General features: G+C 60.2%; 20 protein-coding genes. 9 read left to right on the forward strand and 11 right to left on the reverse strand.

What is annotated here, in order from left to right; all coding sequences use genetic code 11:
• The first annotated feature begins 4 nt into the window (after positions 1–4).
• Together ACIPLA_RS16195 and ACIPLA_RS16200 are read left to right on the forward strand one after the other, a co-directional pair.
• On the forward strand, positions 5–253 hold the full coding sequence (locus ACIPLA_RS16195; protein WP_218397960.1) for a hypothetical protein: 249 nt from the start codon (positions 5–7) through the stop codon (positions 251–253).
• 300 nt (positions 254–553) lie between these two features.
• Complete coding sequence (locus tag ACIPLA_RS16200) at positions 554–940, forward strand: DUF6124 family protein (RefSeq protein WP_218397962.1); 387 nt, start codon at positions 554–556, stop codon at positions 938–940.
• Between the two features lie 131 nt (positions 941–1071).
• On the opposite strand, the gene ACIPLA_RS16205 is transcribed toward ACIPLA_RS16200, so the two are convergent.
• Complete coding sequence (locus ACIPLA_RS16205) at positions 1072–1431, reverse strand: PilZ domain-containing protein (RefSeq protein WP_218397964.1); 360 nt, start codon at positions 1429–1431, stop codon at positions 1072–1074.
• Between the two features lie 221 nt (positions 1432–1652).
• Entirely contained in the window at positions 1653–2036 is a 384-nt protein-coding gene (locus ACIPLA_RS16210; protein ID WP_008069622.1) for a tol-pal system YbgF family protein, read from the reverse strand.
• Positions 2037–2206: 170 nt separating this feature from the next.
• On the opposite strand from ACIPLA_RS16210, the gene pyk reads away from it, so the two are divergent.
• A complete protein-coding gene (gene pyk / locus ACIPLA_RS16215; protein ID WP_218397966.1) occupies positions 2207–3658 on the forward strand; it encodes a pyruvate kinase in 1452 nt (483 codons plus the stop codon).
• 209 nt (positions 3659–3867) lie between these two features.
• Here the strand turns inward: pyk and ACIPLA_RS16220 are convergent, their stop codons facing one another.
• The 3 genes from ACIPLA_RS16220 to ACIPLA_RS16230 all read right to left on the reverse strand — a co-directional run bounded on the left by ACIPLA_RS16220 (position 3868) and on the right by ACIPLA_RS16230 (position 6718).
• Complete coding sequence (locus ACIPLA_RS16220; RefSeq protein ID WP_218397967.1) at positions 3868–4617, reverse strand: enoyl-CoA hydratase-related protein; 750 nt, start codon at positions 4615–4617, stop codon at positions 3868–3870.
• 66 nt (positions 4618–4683) lie between these two features.
• A complete protein-coding gene (locus tag ACIPLA_RS16225; RefSeq protein ID WP_401174128.1) occupies positions 4684–5619 on the reverse strand; it encodes an iron-sulfur-binding ferredoxin reductase in 936 nt (311 codons plus the stop codon).
• Complete coding sequence (locus ACIPLA_RS16230) at positions 5612–6718, reverse strand: diguanylate cyclase domain-containing protein (protein ID WP_401174131.1); 1107 nt, start codon at positions 6716–6718, stop codon at positions 5612–5614. Before ACIPLA_RS16230 ends, ACIPLA_RS16225 begins: the two co-directional genes overlap by 8 nt.
• A 550-nt stretch (positions 6719–7268) precedes the next feature.
• On the opposite strand from ACIPLA_RS16230, the gene ACIPLA_RS16235 reads away from it, so the two are divergent.
• The 5 genes from ACIPLA_RS16235 (at position 7269) to ACIPLA_RS16255 (ending at position 14629) form a co-directional block, all read left to right on the forward strand.
• Positions 7269–8792, forward strand: a complete 1524-nt coding sequence (locus tag ACIPLA_RS16235; protein WP_019693298.1) for a fumarate hydratase — start codon at positions 7269–7271, stop codon at positions 8790–8792.
• A 239-nt stretch (positions 8793–9031) separates the two neighbouring features.
• Positions 9032–10792, forward strand: coding sequence for an ATP-binding protein (locus tag ACIPLA_RS16240; RefSeq protein WP_401174195.1), 1761 nt, complete (start codon positions 9032–9034; stop codon positions 10790–10792).
• Complete coding sequence (locus ACIPLA_RS16245; protein WP_218397975.1) at positions 10792–12117, forward strand: sigma-54 dependent transcriptional regulator; 1326 nt, start codon at positions 10792–10794, stop codon at positions 12115–12117. The genes ACIPLA_RS16240 and ACIPLA_RS16245 overlap by 1 nt, the downstream gene beginning before the upstream one ends.
• A gap of 302 nt (positions 12118–12419) precedes the next feature.
• The gene (locus ACIPLA_RS16250) at positions 12420–13739 is read left to right on the forward strand and encodes an MFS transporter (RefSeq protein ID WP_218397978.1); all 1320 of its coding nucleotides are present in this window, start codon (positions 12420–12422) and stop codon (positions 13737–13739) included.
• Between the two features lie 260 nt (positions 13740–13999).
• Positions 14000–14629, forward strand: a complete 630-nt coding sequence (locus ACIPLA_RS16255) for a flavin reductase family protein (RefSeq protein ID WP_218397980.1) — start codon at positions 14000–14002, stop codon at positions 14627–14629.
• Here the strand turns inward: ACIPLA_RS16255 and ACIPLA_RS16260 are convergent, their stop codons facing one another.
• Together ACIPLA_RS16260 and ACIPLA_RS16265 are read right to left on the reverse strand one after the other, a co-directional pair.
• Positions 14630–14860, reverse strand: a complete 231-nt coding sequence (locus ACIPLA_RS16260; protein WP_008010028.1) for a hypothetical protein — start codon at positions 14858–14860, stop codon at positions 14630–14632. It lies immediately after the preceding gene.
• Between the two features lie 41 nt (positions 14861–14901).
• Positions 14902–15255, reverse strand: a complete 354-nt coding sequence (locus tag ACIPLA_RS16265) for an antibiotic biosynthesis monooxygenase family protein (protein WP_123500696.1) — start codon at positions 15253–15255, stop codon at positions 14902–14904.
• A gap of 335 nt (positions 15256–15590) precedes the next feature.
• On the opposite strand from ACIPLA_RS16265, the gene ACIPLA_RS16270 reads away from it, so the two are divergent.
• Positions 15591–16520 carry an AraC family transcriptional regulator gene (locus ACIPLA_RS16270; RefSeq protein WP_218397985.1) on the forward strand — a complete coding sequence of 310 codons (930 nt, stop codon included), beginning with the start codon at positions 15591–15593 and terminating at the stop codon, positions 16518–16520.
• Between the two features lie 153 nt (positions 16521–16673).
• Here the strand turns inward: ACIPLA_RS16270 and ACIPLA_RS16275 are convergent, their stop codons facing one another.
• The 4 genes from ACIPLA_RS16275 to ACIPLA_RS16290 form a co-directional block, all read right to left on the reverse strand.
• On the reverse strand, positions 16674–17729 hold the full coding sequence (locus ACIPLA_RS16275) for an ABC transporter ATP-binding protein (RefSeq protein WP_008069588.1): 1056 nt from the start codon (positions 17727–17729) through the stop codon (positions 16674–16676).
• Between the two features lie 15 nt (positions 17730–17744).
• Positions 17745–18593 carry an ABC transporter permease gene (locus ACIPLA_RS16280; RefSeq protein WP_401174139.1) on the reverse strand — a complete coding sequence of 283 codons (849 nt, stop codon included), beginning with the start codon at positions 18591–18593 and terminating at the stop codon, positions 17745–17747.
• Positions 18590–19498, reverse strand: coding sequence for an ABC transporter permease (locus ACIPLA_RS16285; RefSeq protein ID WP_007898367.1), 909 nt, complete (start codon positions 19496–19498; stop codon positions 18590–18592). Before ACIPLA_RS16285 ends, ACIPLA_RS16280 begins: the two co-directional genes overlap by 4 nt.
• Before the next feature lie 195 nt (positions 19499–19693).
• On the reverse strand, positions 19694–20797 hold the full coding sequence (locus ACIPLA_RS16290) for an ABC transporter substrate-binding protein (protein ID WP_008010017.1): 1104 nt from the start codon (positions 20795–20797) through the stop codon (positions 19694–19696).
• Between the last annotated feature and the right edge of the window lie 178 nt (positions 20798–20975).

Raw genomic sequence — 20975 nt, forward strand, 5'->3', positions numbered from 1 at the left:
AATCATGGACGAGGCAAAACTATTCGCTTCAGTGCTAACGCAGATCAATGAGAACCAACTGGCATTGTGTGCCGCTGTAGAGGAGCTATCGAATTGGGTGGCGCAGCAAGGGGCTGCCGAAACAGCGGATAACATCCGATGCGCCTTACAAACGCTAGATGCAAACCAAGATTTTATCTCTTTGGCACTTATTTCTATCTCCACCGATTTTAAAGATTCACAGATTCCCAAAAAGCCTGATCTTAATGACTAGCTAACCTTCAATATTTGTAGTTTCTCCTAGGCATTACCCGATATTCCTGATCGTGTAGTAACGAGGGGGCAATAAGCTCTGCCATGTAAAAACTGACGTTAATGGCCGGTAATCTGCTTGTTGTCCTCTCCCATCAGGCTTCGCGAATAACTGCGCTAATGACTACAGAATGAAGCGCCTCTGCCTACAAATATCAGCGACCCGTCTGATTGTGGGTGGTGTCTGTCCCGACATAAGGTTCTCCTGTCGCCGCCCTTTCGTTATTTCCGAATCGGTGGCAGCCCCAACAAGGAGTTAACCGTGATAACGCCCCGACCCAACCCACTCAAAACCACCTCCAGTTCGCCCTACAGCACCCTCGACTCGAGAAAACTCCACGAAGCTGCCGACAGGGCCCTCGATCACTATCTCAAACGGGAAAACACTAAACCGTGCTTTGCCGAAGAACGCACCACCGAGGAACGATCCATGAAGATGTTCACCGTCGTATCCGATGCAAACCCCGAAGCCCTCATCATCCAGACCTATGAAACCTTTTCTTCGGTGAGCCTTCTGCTGCTGGACCTGGCGGACAGCCTGGAAGACAAACAGCGGCATCTGGCGATGGCGATTTATCAGATGAGCGAGATGGGGTTGATGCTGGCGGAGCGGTCGCTGGATATCGAGCGGGCGATTAAGCCAGCCTAGCCTTTAAGTATTGGCCGTCAGGCCTGACGCCATCGCGGGCAAGCCCGCTCCCACAGGGATCTTCGGTGAACACCGCCGAAACTGTGGGAGCGGGCTTGCCCGCGATGGCAATAGTGAAAGCGCCGCAGCCTTCAAGCAGAGGCAGGCAATGGCTGAAAACTGAAGTACTGCCTCAACGCCTCCACCAATTGCCCATACTCCGGCGGTGCCCGTTGCAGGCTGAAGCCGGCGTCATAGTGGTGGGGGGTTGCGTCTTCGTGGCACCACAGACAGCAGGCATCGAGGTCGATCACCTGATGACAATGGCCATCCATGGGGATTTTCAGGCGCAGATTAAAATCGGCGCCCACCATCATCGGCAACTGGCTGATCAACATCAGCCCATCCTCGGACAGATTACCCAGAAAGCCGATGGGCTTGTCGGTGACGCTGTTGAACACTTTGAGAAAATACGGCAGTTGATGCCGCTCGATCCGGCGGTCAGTGAACATGCTGATTTCGCTACGCAAGGCCCTTAAGCAGGGCCGCACCAATACTTCGGAACGGGCCTGCTCTATTGTTTTATAGGCATCAGCCGCGCTCTCCCGATCCTGGTGCGACAGCCCTTCCAACCGCTGTCGCTTACTGCTGCCGATCACAGGTGTTACCTCGAATTAGAGGCAAGGCTCTAAACCGATCCATTGGACTATAGCTCACCGCTGTCGCATGACAATCAGAACCGGGTTGGACGCACCGCCGCTGCGCTGCGGGTCGGGTAATGGCCCAGGCTCTGCAAGGTTTCCAGGCGGGCACGGGCGCGGTAGGCGTATTCGCTTTGCGGGTAAGAGGCAATGATGAACTGGTAAGTCTGCGCCGCATCGATAAACAGCTTCTGCCGTTCCAGGCACTGGCCGCGCATCATCGACACTTCCGGCCACACATAAGGCCGCGCATGGCTGGCACGCTCGACCTTGGACAGTTCGAGCATCACCTGCTCGCAGTTGCCGCGCTCATAGGCGCTGTAGGCATTATTCAAATGATGGTTCATCGACCAACGGGTGCAGCCCGTGACACTGAGGGCACTAATGGCAAGGGCGGCAATGAGCACGAATCGCATGGGGGATCTCCTGTCTTGAGCTCTGTATCGACCCGTTGGCGGAAATCTTCAGGACGGTTTGTGCCGATTGTCGCGTTCAATAAAGAAACTAATAAGTAGTGCAAACGAACAATGACTACACCCAAAGACCATAGTAGCCTCTGCTAGCGCTTGAACTCAGGAGTCTATGCATGTCCGTCCGTCGCACCAAAATCGTCGCTACCCTTGGCCCGGCCAGTAACTCGCCGGAAGTTCTCGAACAGCTGATTCTGGCTGGCCTGGACGTCGCCCGTCTGAACTTCTCCCACGGCACCCCCGACGAGCACAAGGCTCGCGCGAAGCTGGTGCGTGACCTCGCTGCCAAGCACGGCCGCTTCGTCGCCCTGCTGGGTGACCTGCAAGGCCCGAAAATTCGTATCGCCAAATTCGCCAACAAGAAGATCGAGCTGAAGATCGGTGATCAATTCACCTTCTCTACCAGCCATCCGTTGACCGAAGGCAACCAACAAGTGGTCGGCATCGACTACCCGGACCTGGTGAAAGACTGCGGCGTGGGCGACGAGTTGCTGCTCGACGACGGCCGCGTGGTGATGCGCGTCGACACCGCCACCGCCACCGAGCTGCATTGCACCGTGACCATCGGCGGCCCGCTGTCGGACCACAAAGGCATCAACCGTCGCGGCGGCGGCCTGACCGCACCGGCCCTGACCGAAAAAGACAAGGCCGACATCAAGCTCGCAGCCGAAATGGAAGTCGACTACCTCGCGGTGTCCTTCCCGCGCGACGCCGCCGACATGGAATACGCCCGTCAACTGCGCGACGAAGCCGGCGGTACTGCCTGGCTGGTGGCGAAGATCGAACGCGCCGAAGCCGTAGCCGACGACGAAACCCTCGACGGCCTGATCAAAGCCTCCGACGCGGTGATGGTTGCCCGTGGTGACCTGGGTGTGGAAATCGGCGACGCCGAACTGGTGGGCATTCAGAAGAAAATCATTCTGCATGCACGCCGCCACAACAAAGCGGTGATCGTTGCGACCCAGATGATGGAGTCGATGATCCAGAACCCGATGCCGACCCGCGCCGAAGTCTCCGACGTAGCCAACGCCGTGCTCGACTACACCGACGCCGTGATGCTCTCGGCCGAAAGTGCTGCCGGTTTGTACCCGCTGGAAGCCGTGCAAGCCATGGCGCGCATCTGCATCGGCGCTGAAAAGCACCCGACCAGCAAGACCTCCAGCCACCGCATCGGCAAGGTCTTCGAAAGCTGCGACCAGAGCATCGCGCTGGCGGCCATGTACACCGCCAACCACTTCCCGGGCGTGAAGGCGATCATCGCGTTGACCGAAAGTGGCTACACGCCGTTGATCATGTCGCGCATCCGTTCCTCGGTGCCGATCTACGCGTTCTCCCCGCACCGCGAAACCCAGGCCCGCGCGGCCATGTTCCGTGGCGTCTACACCGTACCGTTCGACCCGGCGTCCTTGCCGCCTGAGCAAGTCAGCCAGGCTGCGATCGACGAGTTGCTCAAGTTGGGTGTGGTCGAGAAAGGCGACTGGGTCATCCTGACCAAGGGCGACAGCTACCACACCACCGGCGGCACCAACGGGATGAAAATCCTGCACGTTGGCGACCCGATGGTCTGAGTGATCGAGCGCTGAAAAACAAAAGCCCCGCCATGTGAATGGCGGGGCTTTTTGCATGCTGATCCGAAAGAGATGTAGTTCGGTCTGGCCTCTTCGCGAGCAAGCCCGCTCCCACAGGGGATTTGTGGGTGACACAAAACCTGTGAACACTGCAGATCCAATGTGGGAGCGGGCTTGCTCGCGAAGAGGCCCGCCCGGCCACCGCGGGTTTAATGCCTGTTGATAAACCCCGACAACGCCGCCATCGCTTCCGGCGAACGCAGCCGCTGGGTGAACAATGCGCCCTCTTCTTCTATCACCTTGCGTATCTGTTCCCGATCCGGCGCTTTCATCAATTGCTTGCTGATGCGTACCGCCTCCGCCGGCAACGATTCAAATCGCAACGCCATCTCCCGTGCCTTGGCCAACACTGCTTCGCCACTGCCTAAAGCTTCAGTCGCGATCCCCCAAACCGCCGCCTGTTCACCACTGAAACCCTCGCCCAGCAACAACAGCTCCGCCGCTTTGGCATGCCCGAGCATTCGCGGCAGGATCAGGCTGGAGCCGAACTCAGGGCATAACCCGAGGTTGACGAATGGCATGCGCAACCGGGCGTCGGTGCTGACGTAAACCAGATCGCAATGCAGCAGCATCGTCGTACCGATCCCCACTGCCGCACCGGCTACGGCGGCGATCACCGGTTTGCGGCACTCGAGCAAATTGAGCATGAAGTGGAACACGGGGCTGTCGAGGTTGCTCGGGGGTTGCTGGAGGAAATCAAAGATGTCGTTGCCGGCGGTGAAGCACTCAGCACTACCGGTGATCAGCACCGCATTGATTTCGGGGTCGCTGTCGGCAAGCCGCAAACCCTCCGCCAGTTGACTGTACATGGCGCGAGTCAGGGCGTTTTTCTTTTCGGGGCGATTGATGCGCAGGGTCAGCAGGCCGCGCTCGCGTTCAAACTGGATGGTATCGGGCATGGTGAGTCCTGATCTGAGAGGATCAACTGTGGCGAGCAAGCTCGCTCGCCACAGAGAAATCAGCGCTCAACCACGGGGTAGAAAGACATCCGCCAGCAGTTGATTGCGCGGCAAACCCGCCAGGTACAGGCGCCGGGCAAAGGCGTCGACGCTGTCGGGGGCCCCGCAGACTAAGGCCAGGGTTTGCCGCGAAACAAGGCGCAGTTGTGCCAAAGCCGCGGGCAACTCGGCCGCGGTCCACAGCTCGATGCTAAGGTTTTCACGGCCGTCGGCCATGGCTTGCAGGGGTTTGGCCAGATAATGCTCACCCGCATCATGGGCCAGGTGAATGACGCGGATGGGGCCCTGGTGATCCTGACGCAAGGCTTCGCGCAAAATACCGAATAACGGCCCCAGACCGGTGCCGGCCGCCAATAACCACAGCGGTCGGGTGTGCCAGTCCGGGTCGTAATGCAACGCTCCACCGCGCAACTCGCCGAGGCGGATCGGATCGCCGATTTTCAACTGGCGTGCCGAATCACTGAACTCCCCCGGCTGACGGCAATCGAGGTGAAACTCCAGAAAGCGGTCTTCTTCCGGCAGGCTGGCCAGGGAATACGGCCGCGCAATCTGGCCCGCCCACAACACCAGATGCTGCCCCGCCTGATAGCGCAACGGTCGCTCACTCGTCAGGCGTAAACGCAAAACGCTGGGGCTCAGCCAATCGCTGGCGGCCACTTGAGCGGCAAGTCCATCACGCAGCGGGTCAAAGGTTTCGACTTGCAGATCGTCGACCACCTGGCACTGACAGGCCAGCCGCCAACCTTGCTGACGCTGCTCATGGCTCAAGGCATCGGGACGGCTGTCGCTGGGCAAGCCCTCGACACATTTAACCAGGCACGCATGGCAACTGCCGGCGCGGCAGCTATAGGGCACCGACACGCCGTTCTGATTCAAGGCATCGAGCAGGTTACTCCCCGCCGCCACCGTCCATTGGCGTTCACCGACCCGTAACTCAGGCATCGACATTCTCCCAGGCCGCCGCGCAACGGTTACGGCCATCACGCTTGGCGCGGTACAGCGCCTGATCGGCGCGGTGCAAGGCGTCATCCAGATCGTCGCCGAGCGTCAACAAAGTCATGCCCACCGACAGGCTGAGGTTGCGCACATCCAGGCCGACCAATTCGACATCCATGAACGCAATGCGCAACCGCTCACAACACGCCGTCAGGCGCTCGGCATCGCAATCGGGTAACAGCACCACGAACTCTTCACCGCCATAACGGGCCAGAACATCGCCATCGCGCAGGCAGGCGGTGGCCACTCCGGCAAACGCTTGCAGCACCTGATCGCCGGCGGCATGGCCATGAACATCGTTGATGCGTTTGAAGTGATCGAGGTCGATCAACGCCAGGCCATGCACCACATCGGCTTCCATGGCGTTCAACTCCCGGGAGGCCAGGCGCAGGAAATGCCGGCGGTTGAACAGCCCGGTGAGTTCGTCGGTCGCCACCAGGCCTTCGAGCTGGCGCATCATCCCGCGCAGGGTGTCTTGATGCGCCTGCAAGGCAAACCGCCGCTGACGCATACGCTGGCGCGACATCTGGACGTAACGGGCGTAAAGCACCAGCCACGCGAGTACCACCAACAGCACGCACACCTGCAACAAGGCCAGCGTCGGGTCGGGCAGCTGAAAGTGGTAGCCCTCCCACAAGGTGATGGCGCTGAAACTGAAAAACACCAGAAACGCACAACGGGCAAAAGCCATGCGCGAAAGATGAAACAACCCGAACAACAGAATCAGCAGGTAAAACACCAGAAAAGCGCCACGCGCCTCGTCCAGGTGGGCGATCAGCCAGGTTTGCCAACCCAGCCCCAGCAGTATTTGCACTTCGGTCAGGCTCGGATCGGAAAAACGCAGATTGCGGCCGCTGGAGAACACCGCGAACAACACCGCCTGGCTGAGCACCACCAACGCGCTGCCGATCGCCATGCCGGTGACGGATTCCTGGTAGTGACCGGTGAAAAACGCCAGCCACAGCAGCAGCAAAGCCAGGGCGTAGGTGCCAGCTGCGAGGGCAAAGCGTTTAAGCAAAAGCCGCTGAATGGCGTTATGGGTCAATCGCTGATTCACCGTGGGAAAGGAGGCTGATCGAGTGTCCTACTCTACAGGCCGGATGCCACTTTAGTGGCGAGTCTGATAAATGACCATTCAATTTTCGGGGCAAAAAACTGGCGTCAAAGCCATGACCCGAACTCCATGTGAGCCGAGCCTTGCAGCATTCCTTATAGCAGCCGCCGAAGGCTGCGTTCGCTGTAGCAGCTGTCGAGCTTGCGAGGCTGCGTTCGGCTGCGAAGCAGTCGTGAATCCGGCTGACGCAGTCTGCCTGACATACCGCAATCTCAGATTTTACGACTGCTTCGCAGCCGAACGCAGCCTTCGGCAGCTGCTACAGGTTCTGCATTGGGGCGGGTTCATCAATATGGGCGGTATGCGACCAACGTTTGACTGTCAACGGATGTGCCCGCCATCGAGGCGCGGTATACTGCCGCGCCTTTTTAGCGTCGCGCCAGCATGCCCGGCGTGCCTTGAAAGGTGCTTGCAACCGACCGATGCACCCAAGCTGCAAGCACCTTATTGAATGTTCCCGTCTTTTAGAGGAGCGCGACTCATGACCGTGATCAAGCAAGACGACCTGATTCAGAGCGTTGCCGACGCCCTGCAATTCATTTCCTACTACCACCCCGTGGATTTCATCCAGGCGATGCACGAGGCCTACCTGCGTGAAGAATCGCCGGCGGCTCGCGATTCCATGGCGCAGATCCTGATCAACTCGCGCATGTGCGCTACCGGCCACCGCCCGATCTGCCAGGACACCGGTATCGTTACCGTGTTCGTGCGCGTGGGCATGGACGTTCGTTGGGATGGCGCCACCATGGGCCTGGACGACATGATCAACGAAGGCGTACGCCGGGCTTACAACCTGCCGGAAAACGTCCTGCGTGCTTCGATCCTCGCCGACCCGGCGGGCGCTCGCAAAAACACCAAGGACAACACCCCGGCCGTTATTCACTACTCCATCGTTCCGGGTAACACCGTGGAAGTGGACGTGGCAGCCAAGGGTGGCGGTTCCGAGAACAAGTCGAAAATGGCCATGCTCAACCCGTCCGACTCGATCGTTGACTGGGTGCTCAAGACCGTTCCGGAAATGGGCGCCGGCTGGTGCCCACCGGGCATGCTCGGCATCGGCATCGGCGGCACCGCCGAGAAAGCCGCGGTAATGGCCAAGGAAGTGTTGATGGAATCCATCGACATTCACGAGCTGAAGAAGCGCGGCCCGTCCAACCGTATCGAAGAGATGCGTCTGGAGCTGTTCGAGAAGGTCAACCAACTGGGCATCGGCGCCCAGGGCCTGGGCGGCCTGACCACCGTGCTCGACGTGAAGATCATGGATTACCCGACCCACGCCGCGTCCCTGCCGGTGTGCATGATCCCGAACTGCGCCGCCACCCGTCACGCGCACTTCGTGCTCGACGGTTCCGGCCCGGCCTCGCTGGAAGCGCCACCGCTGGACGCTTACCCGGAAATCGTCTGGGAAGCCGGCCCATCGGCCCGTCGCGTCAACCTCGACACGCTGACCCCGGAAGAAGTGCAGAGCTGGAAGCCGGGCGAAACCGTCCTGCTCAACGGCAAAATGCTCACCGGTCGCGACGCGGCGCACAAGCGCATGGTCGAGATGCTGAACAAGGGTGAAACCCTGCCGGTGGACCTCAAGGGTCGCTTCATCTACTACGTTGGCCCGGTTGATCCGGTACGCGAAGAAGTGGTTGGCCCTGCCGGTCCGACCACCGCGACGCGGATGGACAAGTTCACCCGTCAGATCCTCGAGCAAACCGGCCTGTTGGGCATGATCGGCAAATCCGAGCGCGGGCCTACCGCGATCGAAGCGATCAAGGACCACAAAGCCGTTTACCTGATGGCTGTCGGCGGCGCGGCTTACCTGGTGGCGCAAGCCATCAAGAAATCCCGCGTGGTGGCGTTCGCCGAACTGGGCATGGAAGCGATCTACGAGTTCGACGTCAAAGACATGCCTGTGACCGTTGCGGTCGACAGCAAGGGCGAGTCGGTACACATCACCGGTCCTGCCATCTGGCAGAAAAAGATCAGTGAAAGCCTGGCGGTGGAAGTGCAGTAAGCGCTTCCCTCACTTGCTGAAAAGGCCGGGCCGTCTCCCCAGACGACCCGGCCTTTTTTTTGGATATCGATTTAACCCTTTGATCTAAGCAGAGGTGACTAACGAATTGGCGTATACCCAGACCATGTTGCGCTCTCGATCGAGTAAATTCACTACCGTCTGAACATGTCATGCTGGGACGAAGGATGTGCGGCCTCATGGTATGGTGCCAGCCCAACCTTCAACCTGTTTCCTACAGCATGCTGCCGACTTCCCGTACCTTGCGTCTGTCGTTGTACACCCTGTTGATCATCACCGGTGCAGCGCTCGCCGCGACCCTGGCCATCCGCCACGCCGAGCGTCAGGCGCAGGAAGAAGACGCCGCCCGCGCCAGTCAGCAATTGGCGTTGTACGCCAACTCCCTGCACACCCTGATTGAACGCTATCGCGCCCTGCCTGCCGTCTTGGCGCTGGACCCGGAGTTGCGCGCCGCGCTAAACGGTGAAGTGAGCCCCGAAGAGCAGCTTGCATTGAATCGCAAACTGGAAAAAATCAACGGCGCCGCACAGTCCTCGACCCTGGAACTGCTCGACCACACCGGCCTCGCCGTGGCCGCCAGCAACTGGCGCCTGCCCAGCAGTTACGTCGGCCACAACTACGGCTTTCGCCCCTACTTCAGCCAAACCCGCACTCAGGGCACCGGGCGTTTTTATGCGGTGGGCGTGACCAGCGGCATTCCCGGCTACTTCCTGTCCAGCGCGGTGACCAGCGACAGTGGTGAGTTTCTCGGTGCCATGGTGGTCAAACTCGAATTCCCGGAACTGGAGCGCGAATGGCGCCAGGGCAGCGACACGTTGCTGGTCAGCGATGCGCGCGGGATCATCTTCATCGCCAACCAGCCGGGCTGGCGTTATCGCCTGCTGCGACCGCTGAGCGCCAGCGATCACACTGAGCTCAAGACCACCCGCCAATACGACAAGCAGCCGCTGACCCCGCTTGCCTATCAATCGGTGCGGCGCTTCGACGACAACAGCGATCTGACCCGAGTCGAAGGCCCCGAGGGGACGGCGGATTACCTCTGGGAATCCCTGCCGCTGGCCACCGAAGGCTGGACGCTGCACTTGCTGCGCCGCCCGCAGGTAGCCTTCGAAGACCTGCGCAACGCCGGGCTCGCGGCCGCCGGGGTGTGGCTGGCTGTGGTGTTTCTGTTGCTGTTCCTCAATCAGCGTTGGCGGCTGGCGAAATTGCGCCAGCGCAGCCGCGAAGAACTCGAACGACTGGTGGAAGAACGCACCCGGGATTTGCGCACCGCCCAGGACGGCTTGGTGCAATCGGCCAAACTCGCGGCGCTGGGGCAAATGTCGGCGGCGCTGGCCCATGAAATCAACCAGCCGCTGACTGCCCAGCGCATGCAACTGGCGACCTTGCGCCTGCTGCTCGATCATGGTCGGGTTGAAGACGCTTACAAGGCGCTGAAACCGGTGGACGATATGCTCACCCGCATGGCCGCGCTCACCGGCCACCTGAAAACCTTCGCCCGCAAAAGCCCCAGCGGCCTGCGTGAACGGCTGGACCTGGCGACGGTGGTCGATCAATCCTTGCAGCTGCTGGATACGCGCTTGCGGGACGAAAACGTCAGTCTCGTGCTGCACCTGACGCGCCCGGCCTGGGTGCGTGGCGATGCGATTCGCCTGGAACAGGTGCTGATCAACCTGCTGCGCAATGCCCTGGATGCGATGCACGACAAACCCTGCAAACGTCTGGAAATCCGCCTCGAAGCCGATGAACAATTGTGGCGCCTGACCGTCGCCGATAACGGTGGCGGCATTGCCGAAGAACATCTGGCACAAGTCTTCGATCCGTTCTTCACCACTAAACCGGTGGGCGATGGCCTGGGTCTGGGGCTGGCCGTATCCTTCGCTATCGTTCACGAAGCAGGCGGACGTTTGAGTGCTGACAATGGCGAAAACGGCGCGGTATTCACCTTGACGCTGCCTATTGATCTGGAGGTCTCTGCCTGATGCTCAATTCGGTGATGGTGGTCGATGACGAAAGCAGCATCCGCAGTGCTGTCGAGCAATGGCTGAGCCTGTCGGGGTTCGAGGTGCAGCTGTTCAGTCGCGCCGACGAATGCCTGGCGCAACTGCCCAGACATTTCCCCGGAGTGATTCTCAGCGATGTGCGCATGCCCGGCATGACGGGGCTGGAGCTGCTGGCTGAAGTCCAGCGCCGCGATGCTGATTTGCCGGTGATCCTGCTGACCGGTCACGGTGATGTGCCGATGGCCGTCGAAGCCATGCGCGATGGCGCCTACGATTTCCTTGAGAAACCCTTCAGCCCGGAAGCCCTGATGAGCAGTCTGCGTCGGGCGCTGGACAAGCGTCGACTGGTGCTGGAAAACCGAGCGCTGCATGAGCAGGCGGACAATCGCGCCAAACTCGATGCCACGCTGCTGGGGGTGTCCCGTGGGTTGCAGACCCTGCGCCGCCAAGTGCTGGATTTGGCAATGCTGCCGGTCAATGTACTGATCCGTGGCGAAACCGGCAGCGGCAAGGAACTGGTTGCCCGTTGCCTGCACGACTTCGGTCCGCGCGCCGACAAAGCCTTCGTGGCGCTCAACTGCGCAGCGATTCCCGAGCAGTTGTTCGAGGCCGAACTGTTCGGTCATGAGAGCGGCGCGTTCACGGGCGCCCAGGGTAAACGCATTGGCAAGCTCGAATACGCCGACGGGGGCACGTTGTTTCTCGATGAAATCGAAAGCATGCCGCTGGCCCAGCAGGTGAAATTATTGCGGGTGTTGCAGGAGCAGAAGCTTGAACGATTGGGTTCCAACCAGAGCATCCACGTGGACTTGCGGATCATCGCCGCGACCAAACCGGATTTGCTCGATGAAGCCCGGGCCGGGCGTTTTCGCGAGGATTTGGCCTATCGATTGAACGTCGCCGAGTTGCGTCTGCCGCCATTGCGCGATCGGCGTGAAGACATTCCCCTGCTGTTCGAGTTCTTCGCCCAGAGTGCTGCCGAGCGTTTGGGTCGCACCTTTGCGCCCTTGAGCGGGCCGCAACTGAGCCATCTGCTGAGCCACGACTGGCCGGGCAATGTGCGGGAACTGGCGAACGTCGCCGAGCGACAAGTGCTGGGCCTCGGCGAACCGGAACCGGCGGGGATCGACCCCGGCCAGTCACTGGCGGCGCAGCAAGAAGCCTTCGAAGCCCATTGCCTGCGCGCGGCATTGACCCGGCATAAGGGCGATGTGAAAGCGGTGCTGGAAGAGCTGCAACTGCCGCGCCGTACCTTTAATGAAAAGATGCAGCGGCATGGGTTGAGCCGGGAGATGTTCATCTGACCCGGGACACCTCCGGACTCCCCTGACAACCCGAACAACCCGGACCTGTAGGAGCGAGGCTTGCCCGCGAAGCTTTTGGCGATCTTGATGGCCTCTTCGCGGGCAAGCCTCGCTCCTAAAGGGGGCCGGTTCGTGCGCGGAAATCCGCTCGTTACCTTGCGCGCAATAAGCGGATTTCCGCTCAACAAAACCTCCTACCCCCTCTAAACCGGCCCTCCTCCTCTTGGCACAGCTCCTGCTATAGCCCTGGCAGGCTGCGTTTACACGCGCTCCACAAAAACAATTAAATGAAGGATCCTTCAATGGATAACTCCAACGCCCTGCCTCTTGGGTCGGCTGCCGCGCCGGCTAAAGAAAGAACCACCGCCAGCCGGATCAAATCGATCTTCAGCGGTTCTGTCGGCAACATGGTCGAGTGGTACGACTGGTACGTCTATGCCGCCTTCTCCCTGTACTTCGCCAAAACCTTCTTCCCCGCCGGTTCCTCCACCGCACAGCTGATGAACACCGCTGCGATCTTCGCCGTGGGCTTCCTGATGCGTCCGATCGGTGGCTGGCTGATGGGCCTCTACGCGGACCGCGCCGGTCGTAAACGTGCGTTGATGGCCTCGGTGTATCTGATGTGTTTCGGCTCGCTGCTGATCGCCTTGAGCCCCAATTATGAAACCATCGGTATCGGTGCGCCGATCCTGCTGGTGTTCGCTCGCCTGCTGCAGGGCTTGTCGGTTGGGGGTGAGTACGGCACCTCGGCGACGTATCTCAGCGAGATGGCGACCAAGGAGCGTCGCGGCTTCTATTCCAGCTTCCAGTACGTGACCCTGATCTCCGGCCAACTCATCGCCCTGGCGGTGCTGATTGTGCTGCAACAGACCCTGACCACCGAGCAACTCTACGCCTGGGGCTGGCGCATCCCGTTCGCCATCGGTGCGCTGTGTGCCGTGGTCGCGCTGTACCTGCGTCGTGGCATGGAAGAAACCGAGTCGTTCACCAAGAAAGAGAAAGCCAAGGAAAGCGCGATGCGCACCTTGATGCGCCACCCGAAGGAACTGATGACCGTGGTCGGCCTGACCATGGGCGGCACGCTGGCGTTCTACACCTACACCACGTACATGCAGAAATACCTGGTGAACACCGTCGGCATGAGCATCACCGACTCCACCAGCATCTCGGCAGCCACGCTGTTTCTGTTCATGTGCCTGCAACCGATCGTTGGCGGGCTGTCGGATAAAGTCGGTCGCCGGCCGATCCTGATTGCCTTCGGTATCCTCGGGACGTTGTTCACCGTGCCGATCCTGACCACCCTGCACACTGTCCAGAGCTGGTGGGGCGCATTCTTCCTGATCATGGCGGCGCTGATCATCGTCAGCGGCTATACCTCGATCAACGCGGTGGTCAAAGCTGAACTGTTCCCCACCGAGATCCGTGCGCTGGGCGTCGGTTTGCCCTACGCGCTGACCGTGTCGATCTTCGGCGGTACCGCTGAATACATCGCGCTGTGGTTCAAGAGCATCGGCATGGAAACCGGTTACTACTGGTATGTCACGGCGTGCATCGCGGTGTCGTTGCTGGTGTACATCACCATGAAAGACACCCGCAAACATTCGCGGATCGAGACGGACTGACCATTACATTGATGGAGGCTGTTATGGCCTCTTCGCGGGCAAGCCCGCTCCCACATTCGACCGCATTTTCTTCTGAAAGAACTCGGTCAACCTGTGGGGGCGGGCTTGCTCGCGAAAGCGGTTTAACATTCAACAAGGATGCTGACCGATACACCGCTTTCGCGAGCAAGCCCGCTCCCACATTAGATCTCATCGCTGGAAATAACCCGCTCGTCCTTGCACTATGATCGATTCCGAATCAACGCCTCAGGAACCCGTTCATGCCCGACGATATCCATTTCTACGAACCCGCCAACGGCCACGGCCTGCCGCATGACCCGTTCAATGCCATCGTCGGCCCGCGCCCTATCGGCTGGATTTCTTCCCAGGACGCCAACGGCTGCTTGAATCTGGCGCCCTACAGCTTTTTCAACGCCTTCAACTACATCCCGCCGATCATTGGGTTTTCCAGCGTCGGGCGTAAAGACAGCCTGAACAACATCGAGCAGACCGGCGAATTCGCCTGGAACCTGGCGACCCGGCCGCTGGCCGAGCAGATGAACCGGAGCTGCGCCATGGTCGGGCCTGAGGTCAACGAGTTCGAACTGTCCGGGCTGACCACTGCGGCGTCGAAAATCATTCAGGTGCCACGGGTTGCCGAAAGCCCGGTGTCCTTTGAATGCAAAGTCACGCAGATCATTCAGTTGCAGCGCGCCAACAAGGAAGTGGTGCCGAGCTGGCTGATTCTCGGCGAAGTGGTCGCCGTGCACATCGCCAAATGGCTGTTGAAGGATGGGGTGTACGACACCGCCGCGGCAGAACCGATTCTGCGCGGCGGCGGGCCGGCGGATTACTTTCAGCTGGGGCCAGAGGCATTGTTCAAAATGTTCCGCCCGGGGGCGGTCAAGTGATTACCAGAGCAGGTCGGCGTCTTCTTTAACGTCTTTGAGGCGGGTCAGCTCTTTGGCCGCGGCCTCGTCCGCTTCATGAGCGGTCTTGAAAGTCTGGCCTTCCAGCACTTTGTGAAAAGTCGGGGCACCGGAACCGCCGAGGGCTTTGACGGCAATTGCGGCGTGGTAACCGCCCTCGCCCGGTACTACTGCTGAAACGGCTTCGAAGTGTTCAAAGGCTTTGCGTGCCATGTCGCGGATCCTGGCTAATGGAGAATTGCGCCATTAAACCCTCAACCGGCGAGTTTGTGTACCGCTGCCTGGGACTGGCCAAGGGCCTGGGCCGCCGAGACATCCTTGAAGGTATGAAAATCCAGGCTATTGACCACCAGCTCCTGCACCAGCTCGGCAAAAATCTGCATCGCCGGGCTGCCGAAGTAAGCGGTCATGGCCTGTTGGTTGTCCCAGAAACCGGACACCAGCCACAGCTCGGGATCGCATTGCGAGTGCTGCAGGGCAAAACTCAGGCAACCCGGCGCGTTGCGCGACGGCTCGATCAGCGCGCTCAGGCGCGCACCGAGTTCTGCCGAACGCCCGGCGCGGGCGCGAATGAAGGCCATATGACTGACGGGGATTTGCGTAGACATGTTCAACCCTCCCAGGTCATCCAGTGGCAGCCGGGGACGGGCTGCGACAGGATCCAAGATTAGGCGGCGCGTCGCAGCTGTCGTTAGTCGATTCCTGCCGACGCATTGCACAATCCTGCGCGGCTGCAAAAAACGTCTGTAACAGCATATAAACCACTGTCACATCGCTGCAACACGACTTTCAAGCAAGTTTTCCCGACGCTGACCTGCCATAGCAGCCCCGCGTATTTACCTCGTGCAGAATCAGGCAAGCTTTTGGCAGGATGTGTCTACCGCTGTCCCTTGCACAAATTTAAGCTCAGCCCATTACCAACGCGTCACCGAGGATGCCCAGCATGTCGTCGCTCGATCACTTTCAAGCCCCGCTGGATGCCGACATGGAAAAACAGCGCGCGGAACTGGCCGCCCTCATCCGTCGTAACACGATGGAGGATGGCACGTATGCCACCGCCGTCGGTTCGCTGTTCATGTCGCGCCACAGTCAAAACCATGACTTCGCCCCGGTGCTGGCGCAACCGGCCCTGTGCATCATGGCCCAGGGGCGCAAGGAAGTGCGGCTGGCGGATGAATACTTCAACTACGACCCGCTGAATTACCTGGTGGTGTCGGTCTCGATGCCGTTGAGCGGGCGGGTGGTGAATGTCTCGCCCGAAGAACCGATCCTCGCCGTGCGGCTGGACATCGACCCCGCGGAAATCACCGCGCTGATTGCCGACGCCGGCCCCATCGGCGTCCCCACACGGCCTACTGGTCGCGGCCTGTATGTCGAGCAGATCGACACGGCAATGCTCGACGCCGTGCTGCGTCTGGCACGTTTGCTGGACACACCCAAAGACATCGCCATGCTGGCGCCGCTGATTTGTCGAGAGATTCTGTATCGGCTGTTGCGCAGCCCGCAGGGGCATCGGCTGTACGAGATTGCCATCGCCAACAGCCAGAGCCATCGCATCAGCCAGGCGATCAAATGGCTCAACGGCAATTATGAGCAACCGCTGCGCATCGATGATCTGGCGCGGGAAGTGAACCTGAGCGTGTCGACATTGCATCACCGGTTCAAGGCAATGACGGCGATGAGTCCGCTGCAATATCAGAAGCAGTTGCGCCTGCAAGAGGCGCGGCGGTTGATGCTGGCCGAAGGGCTGGAGGCTTCGGCGGCAGGTTATCGGGTGGGGTATGAAAGCCCTTCGCAATTCAGCCGGGAGTACAGCCGATTGTTCGGGGCGCCGCCGCTCCGGGATTTGGCGCGGTTGCGGTTGTCGGTTTGATCTGACGTTTTCGGTGTGGCTGATGGCCTCTTCGCGAGCAAGCCCGCTCCCACATTGGATTTGTGGTGGACACAAAATAAGTGAACACCGCAGATCCCTTGTGGGAGCGGGCTTGCTCGCGAAGGGGCCGGCAAAGGCGACCCACCTCTAAAGTCAGGCGCTCAACACGCGGCAAGCCTCAGCCGGCAAGGTCACCGACACCGGATTGCCAATGCTCAACCCAACCCCCTGACACGGCGTACTCAATGCGGTAAACGACACCCCGGAACACTCGACGGTGGTTTCAATCGTCGCCCCGATATCCCGCACAAACGTCACCTTTCCGAGCAAGCGATTACCCGCCGTGGCCTGAGGTTGCGACAGTTGCAGGTCTTCCGGGCGAATCAGCATCTTCACCTTCTCCCCCACCACAATGCTGCTGCAGATTGGCACTTGCAGCGCATCGCCACCGGGCAAGCTGACTTTGCCGTTGCCCAGCGCCGTGGCCGGGAAAATGTTTCCCGAACCAATAAAATCCGCGACGAATTCATTGGCTGGATGCCGGTAGATTTCAATCGGCGAGCCCACCTGCTGCACCCGATGTTCCCCCAGCACCACCACGATGTCGGCCATGGTCATGGCTTCGCGCTGGTCGTGGGTGACCATGATGGTGGTGATGTTCAAACGTTGTTGCAGCTGACGGATTTCCACCTGCATCGATTCGCGCAGCTTGGCGTCCAGCGCCGACAGCGGTTCATCGAGCAGGAGGATTTTTGGCCGCGAAGCAATCGCCCGGGCAATCGCCACGCGCTGACGCTGACCGCCAGAGAGTTTCGCCACCGGGCGATCAATCATTTCCTGCAGCTGGATCAGCTCCAGCAACTCCACCACCCGCGCCTGTTGATCAGCCTTGCTGACCCCGCGCAGTTTCAACGGATAGGCGATGTTCTCCCCCACCGTCATGTGCGGAAACAGCGCCAGCGATTGAAACACCATGCCGAAATTACGCTGATGCGCCGGCGTATGGCCGATGTCTTCGCCGTCCAGGCGAATCTCGCCACCGGTCAGGGTTTCCAGCCCGGCGATCATCCGCAGCAAGGTGGTTTTGCCGCAGCCCGAAGGGCCGAGGAAACACACCAGTTTGCCCTCGGGCAAATGCAGGTTCACATCCTTTACCGCGCAGGCCGAGCCGTAATGTTTCTCGACGTTTTCCAGAATCAGACCAGTCATGTTGCACCTCAAGAATCAGAACGAAACGCCGCCTTCGCCAACCAACTTTTCCAGCGCCCAAATGAGCACAAAGTCGATCAGCACGATCAGCACGGCAAACGAGAAAACGGTAGGGTCGAGCGAAGACACGGTGCGGCTGTACATCCAGATCGGCACGGTCATGACGTCGATGGTGTAGAGAAAATAGGTCACGGTGAATTCGTTGAACGAGACGATGAACGCCAGCAACATGCCCGCCAGAATCCCCGACTTCATCAGCGGCACCACCACATCGACAATCGCCCGAGTCGGTGAAGCGCCGAGCATCTGCGCGGCCTCTTCGACTTCGCTGCCGATGGAGAGCATCGCCGCCGTGCAGTTTTTCACCACGAACGGCAGCGCCAGGATCACGTGGGCAATCACCAGCCGCGAGGTGGTGATCTGGAACGGCAGGCTGTCGAACACCAGCAGCAAGGCCAGGCCCAACACCACCATCGGGAACACCAGTGGCAGCGACATCAATTGCAGCGCCACGGCCTTGCCGCGGAACTCGCAACGGGTCAGGGCATAGGCTGCCGGCACCGCGATAATCGTGGCGAAAATCATGGTCAGGCAGGCCACCATCAGGCTGGTGGTCATGGCTTTGCCGAGGCTCAGCACATCGCTGGCGTCCGGCGACACGAAGGTGTTCCAGGCGGCTTTGTACCATTGCAGGCTGTAGCTGCTGGGCGGGAAATCGAGGTTCGATGCACCGCTGAACGACATGACGATCATGGTCAAAATCGGCAGCACCGCCAGCAGCAAAATGAAGCCCGACAGGATGCCGGCAAACTTGCCGGTATCACCTGGCAGCAGCGAATGGCGCTTCTTGATCAGGGTGCTCATTGGGAAGCCTCCAGCATGCGCCGACGACGGCCAGTGATGTATTCGGACAAGGTCATGATCGCCAGAGTGGTAACGATCAGCACCACACCGGCAGCCGACGCGGCGGGCCAGTTCATCAGCGGGGCGATCTGGTCATGCACCATCACCGCCAGCATCGGCACGCGTCGACCACCAAGCAGCAGCGGCACCACGAAGCTGCTGGCGTTGTAGGCGAACACCAGCGTCGCGCCAGTGATGATCCCCGGCAAACTCATCGGCAACACCACCTGGCGGAACACCTGCAAGCGACTGGCGCCGAGGGTGGCAGCGGCTTCTTCGTAAGTGCGGGCGACACCGCGCATGGCGCTGGCAATCGGCAGCACGGCCAACGGGAACGCAGTTTGCACCAGGCCCATCAACACGCCGTTCTGGTTGTACAGCAGCATGATCGGCCGCTTGATCAGGCCCAGGCCCATCAGCGCCTGATTGAGCATGCCGCCGGGGCCGAGAATCACCAGCCAGCCGTAGCTTTGCAGCAGCAGGTTGACCAGCAAGGGCAGCAGCACCGCCGCGAGGAAGATCCGCCGCACAAACGGCGAGGTCAGCCGTGACATGGTGTAGGCCACCGGGATCGCCAGCAGCACCGCAATCACCGCGCTGATCAGTGCCAGGCGCAAGGTCAGCAGCAACGATTTGAGGTAATAGGGTTCCAGCAATTGGGCGTAACTGGCCAGGCTGAAGCCGGACCACTCCGCGCCTTTGGTGCCGACGCTCATGCGCAGTACCAAGAGGCTGGCGGCAATCAGCACGCCGAGAAACAGCATCGACGGCGAGAGAAAAAGCCACGCGCGCGCCGTCGGTGAGACACCCCGATTGATGCGCACGGGTGCGGCGCTTACCGGATGGGTCAGAGGTTGGTGTTCCATAGCAAGGGTCTCGTCAATGGAAAGCAGCTGAGCGAACACAAGACTTGAAACCACGTTGAACCCTGTGGGAGCGGGCTTGCTCGCGAAGAGGCCGTGTCAGTCGACATCAATGTTGAATGTCACACCGCATTCGCGAGCAAGCCCGCTCCCACATTGGATTTGTGGTGTCCCAGAAGGCTTGCGTAAGCCACTCGATCAGGAAGAAAAGATTTCCGTGTAACGACGAATCCATTGGTCATGCACGGTGGCCAGGAAGGCGTTGTCGTGCATGATCGCCTTCTCGGCAATCTGCTCCGGCGTGAGGATGTACGGGCTCTTGCGCGCTTCGGCGGAGATGATCGCCTTGGCGTTGACCGGGCCGTTGTAGATGTCTTCGGCCATCTTGCCCTGCACCAGCGGGTCCAGAGAGTGGTTGATGAAGGCGTAGGCCAGGTCGGTATCGCCCGGACGATTCTTCGGCATCACCGACAGCATCAGGTCGGTGTAGAAGCCTTCCTTCATGCCGAACGTGGCGCCCAGACCGTAGGCCGGATCGCGAATCTGTTTCGGGAAGAACGCCGGCGCGTACAAGCCACCCATGTCCAGGGAACCGGTGCGGAACAGCTCGGCGATCTGGTTCGGGTTTTCGCCCAGGGTCACGACGCGGTCTTTCAGCTCGGCGAGTTTCTTGAAGCCTGGCTCGATGTTGTGTTCGTCACCACCGGCCAGTTTGGCGGCGATGATGATCAGGTCCATGGCCTCGGTCCAGTTCGGCGGCGGCAGGAAGATGTTCGGCGACAGCTCCGCGTCCCACAGGGCGGCATAGCTGTCCGGCGCTTCCTTGATGGTGCGGGTGCTATAGACCAGGCTGTTGCACCACAGCAGGTAACCGATGCCGTGACCGTTGGCGCCAGTGCGGTATTGCTCCGGCACGTCGATCAGGTTAGGGATACGGTTGAGATCGGGTTTTTCCAGCAGGTTGGCGGCGGCCAGACCTTCGGCGCCGACGCCGGCCAGGGTGATGATGTCGTACTGCGGACGATCACCGCCGGCCTTGAGTTTGGCGACCATTTCCGAGGTGCTGCCGGTGCGGTCAGCGATGACCTTGCAGCCGTACTTGGCTTCGAACGTCGCGGCGATATTGCGCAGTGCCGCAAGGCCGGTGTCATCGGACCAGGTCAGCAAGCGCAGGGTCTTGCCCTGGAAACGTGTGTCGCTGGCATTGGCCTTGATGAACGGCATGCTCATGGCCGCCGCAGCCACGGACGCCACGCCCACGGTTTTGATGAATTGACGTCTGTTCAGATCGTGCTCGCCCATGAAGGACTCCCTTTGTTTTTTTAAGTATGAGGTTGGTCGCAACCGTTGCATCCGCGCGGCCAGATCGGCTTACAGTCCCCGGTTTCAAAGGACTTGAGCTGCACCGGCGGGTTCATCCTGAGGTCGTGCAAAACACCTGACTATCGATAAAAACTCATTGAAGCCATGACGCTGGCGC

The sequence above is a fragment of the Pseudomonas sp. NPDC086112 genome (assembly GCF_044746425.1).
In the GTDB taxonomy this organism is placed as follows: domain Bacteria; phylum Pseudomonadota; class Gammaproteobacteria; order Pseudomonadales; family Pseudomonadaceae; genus Aquipseudomonas.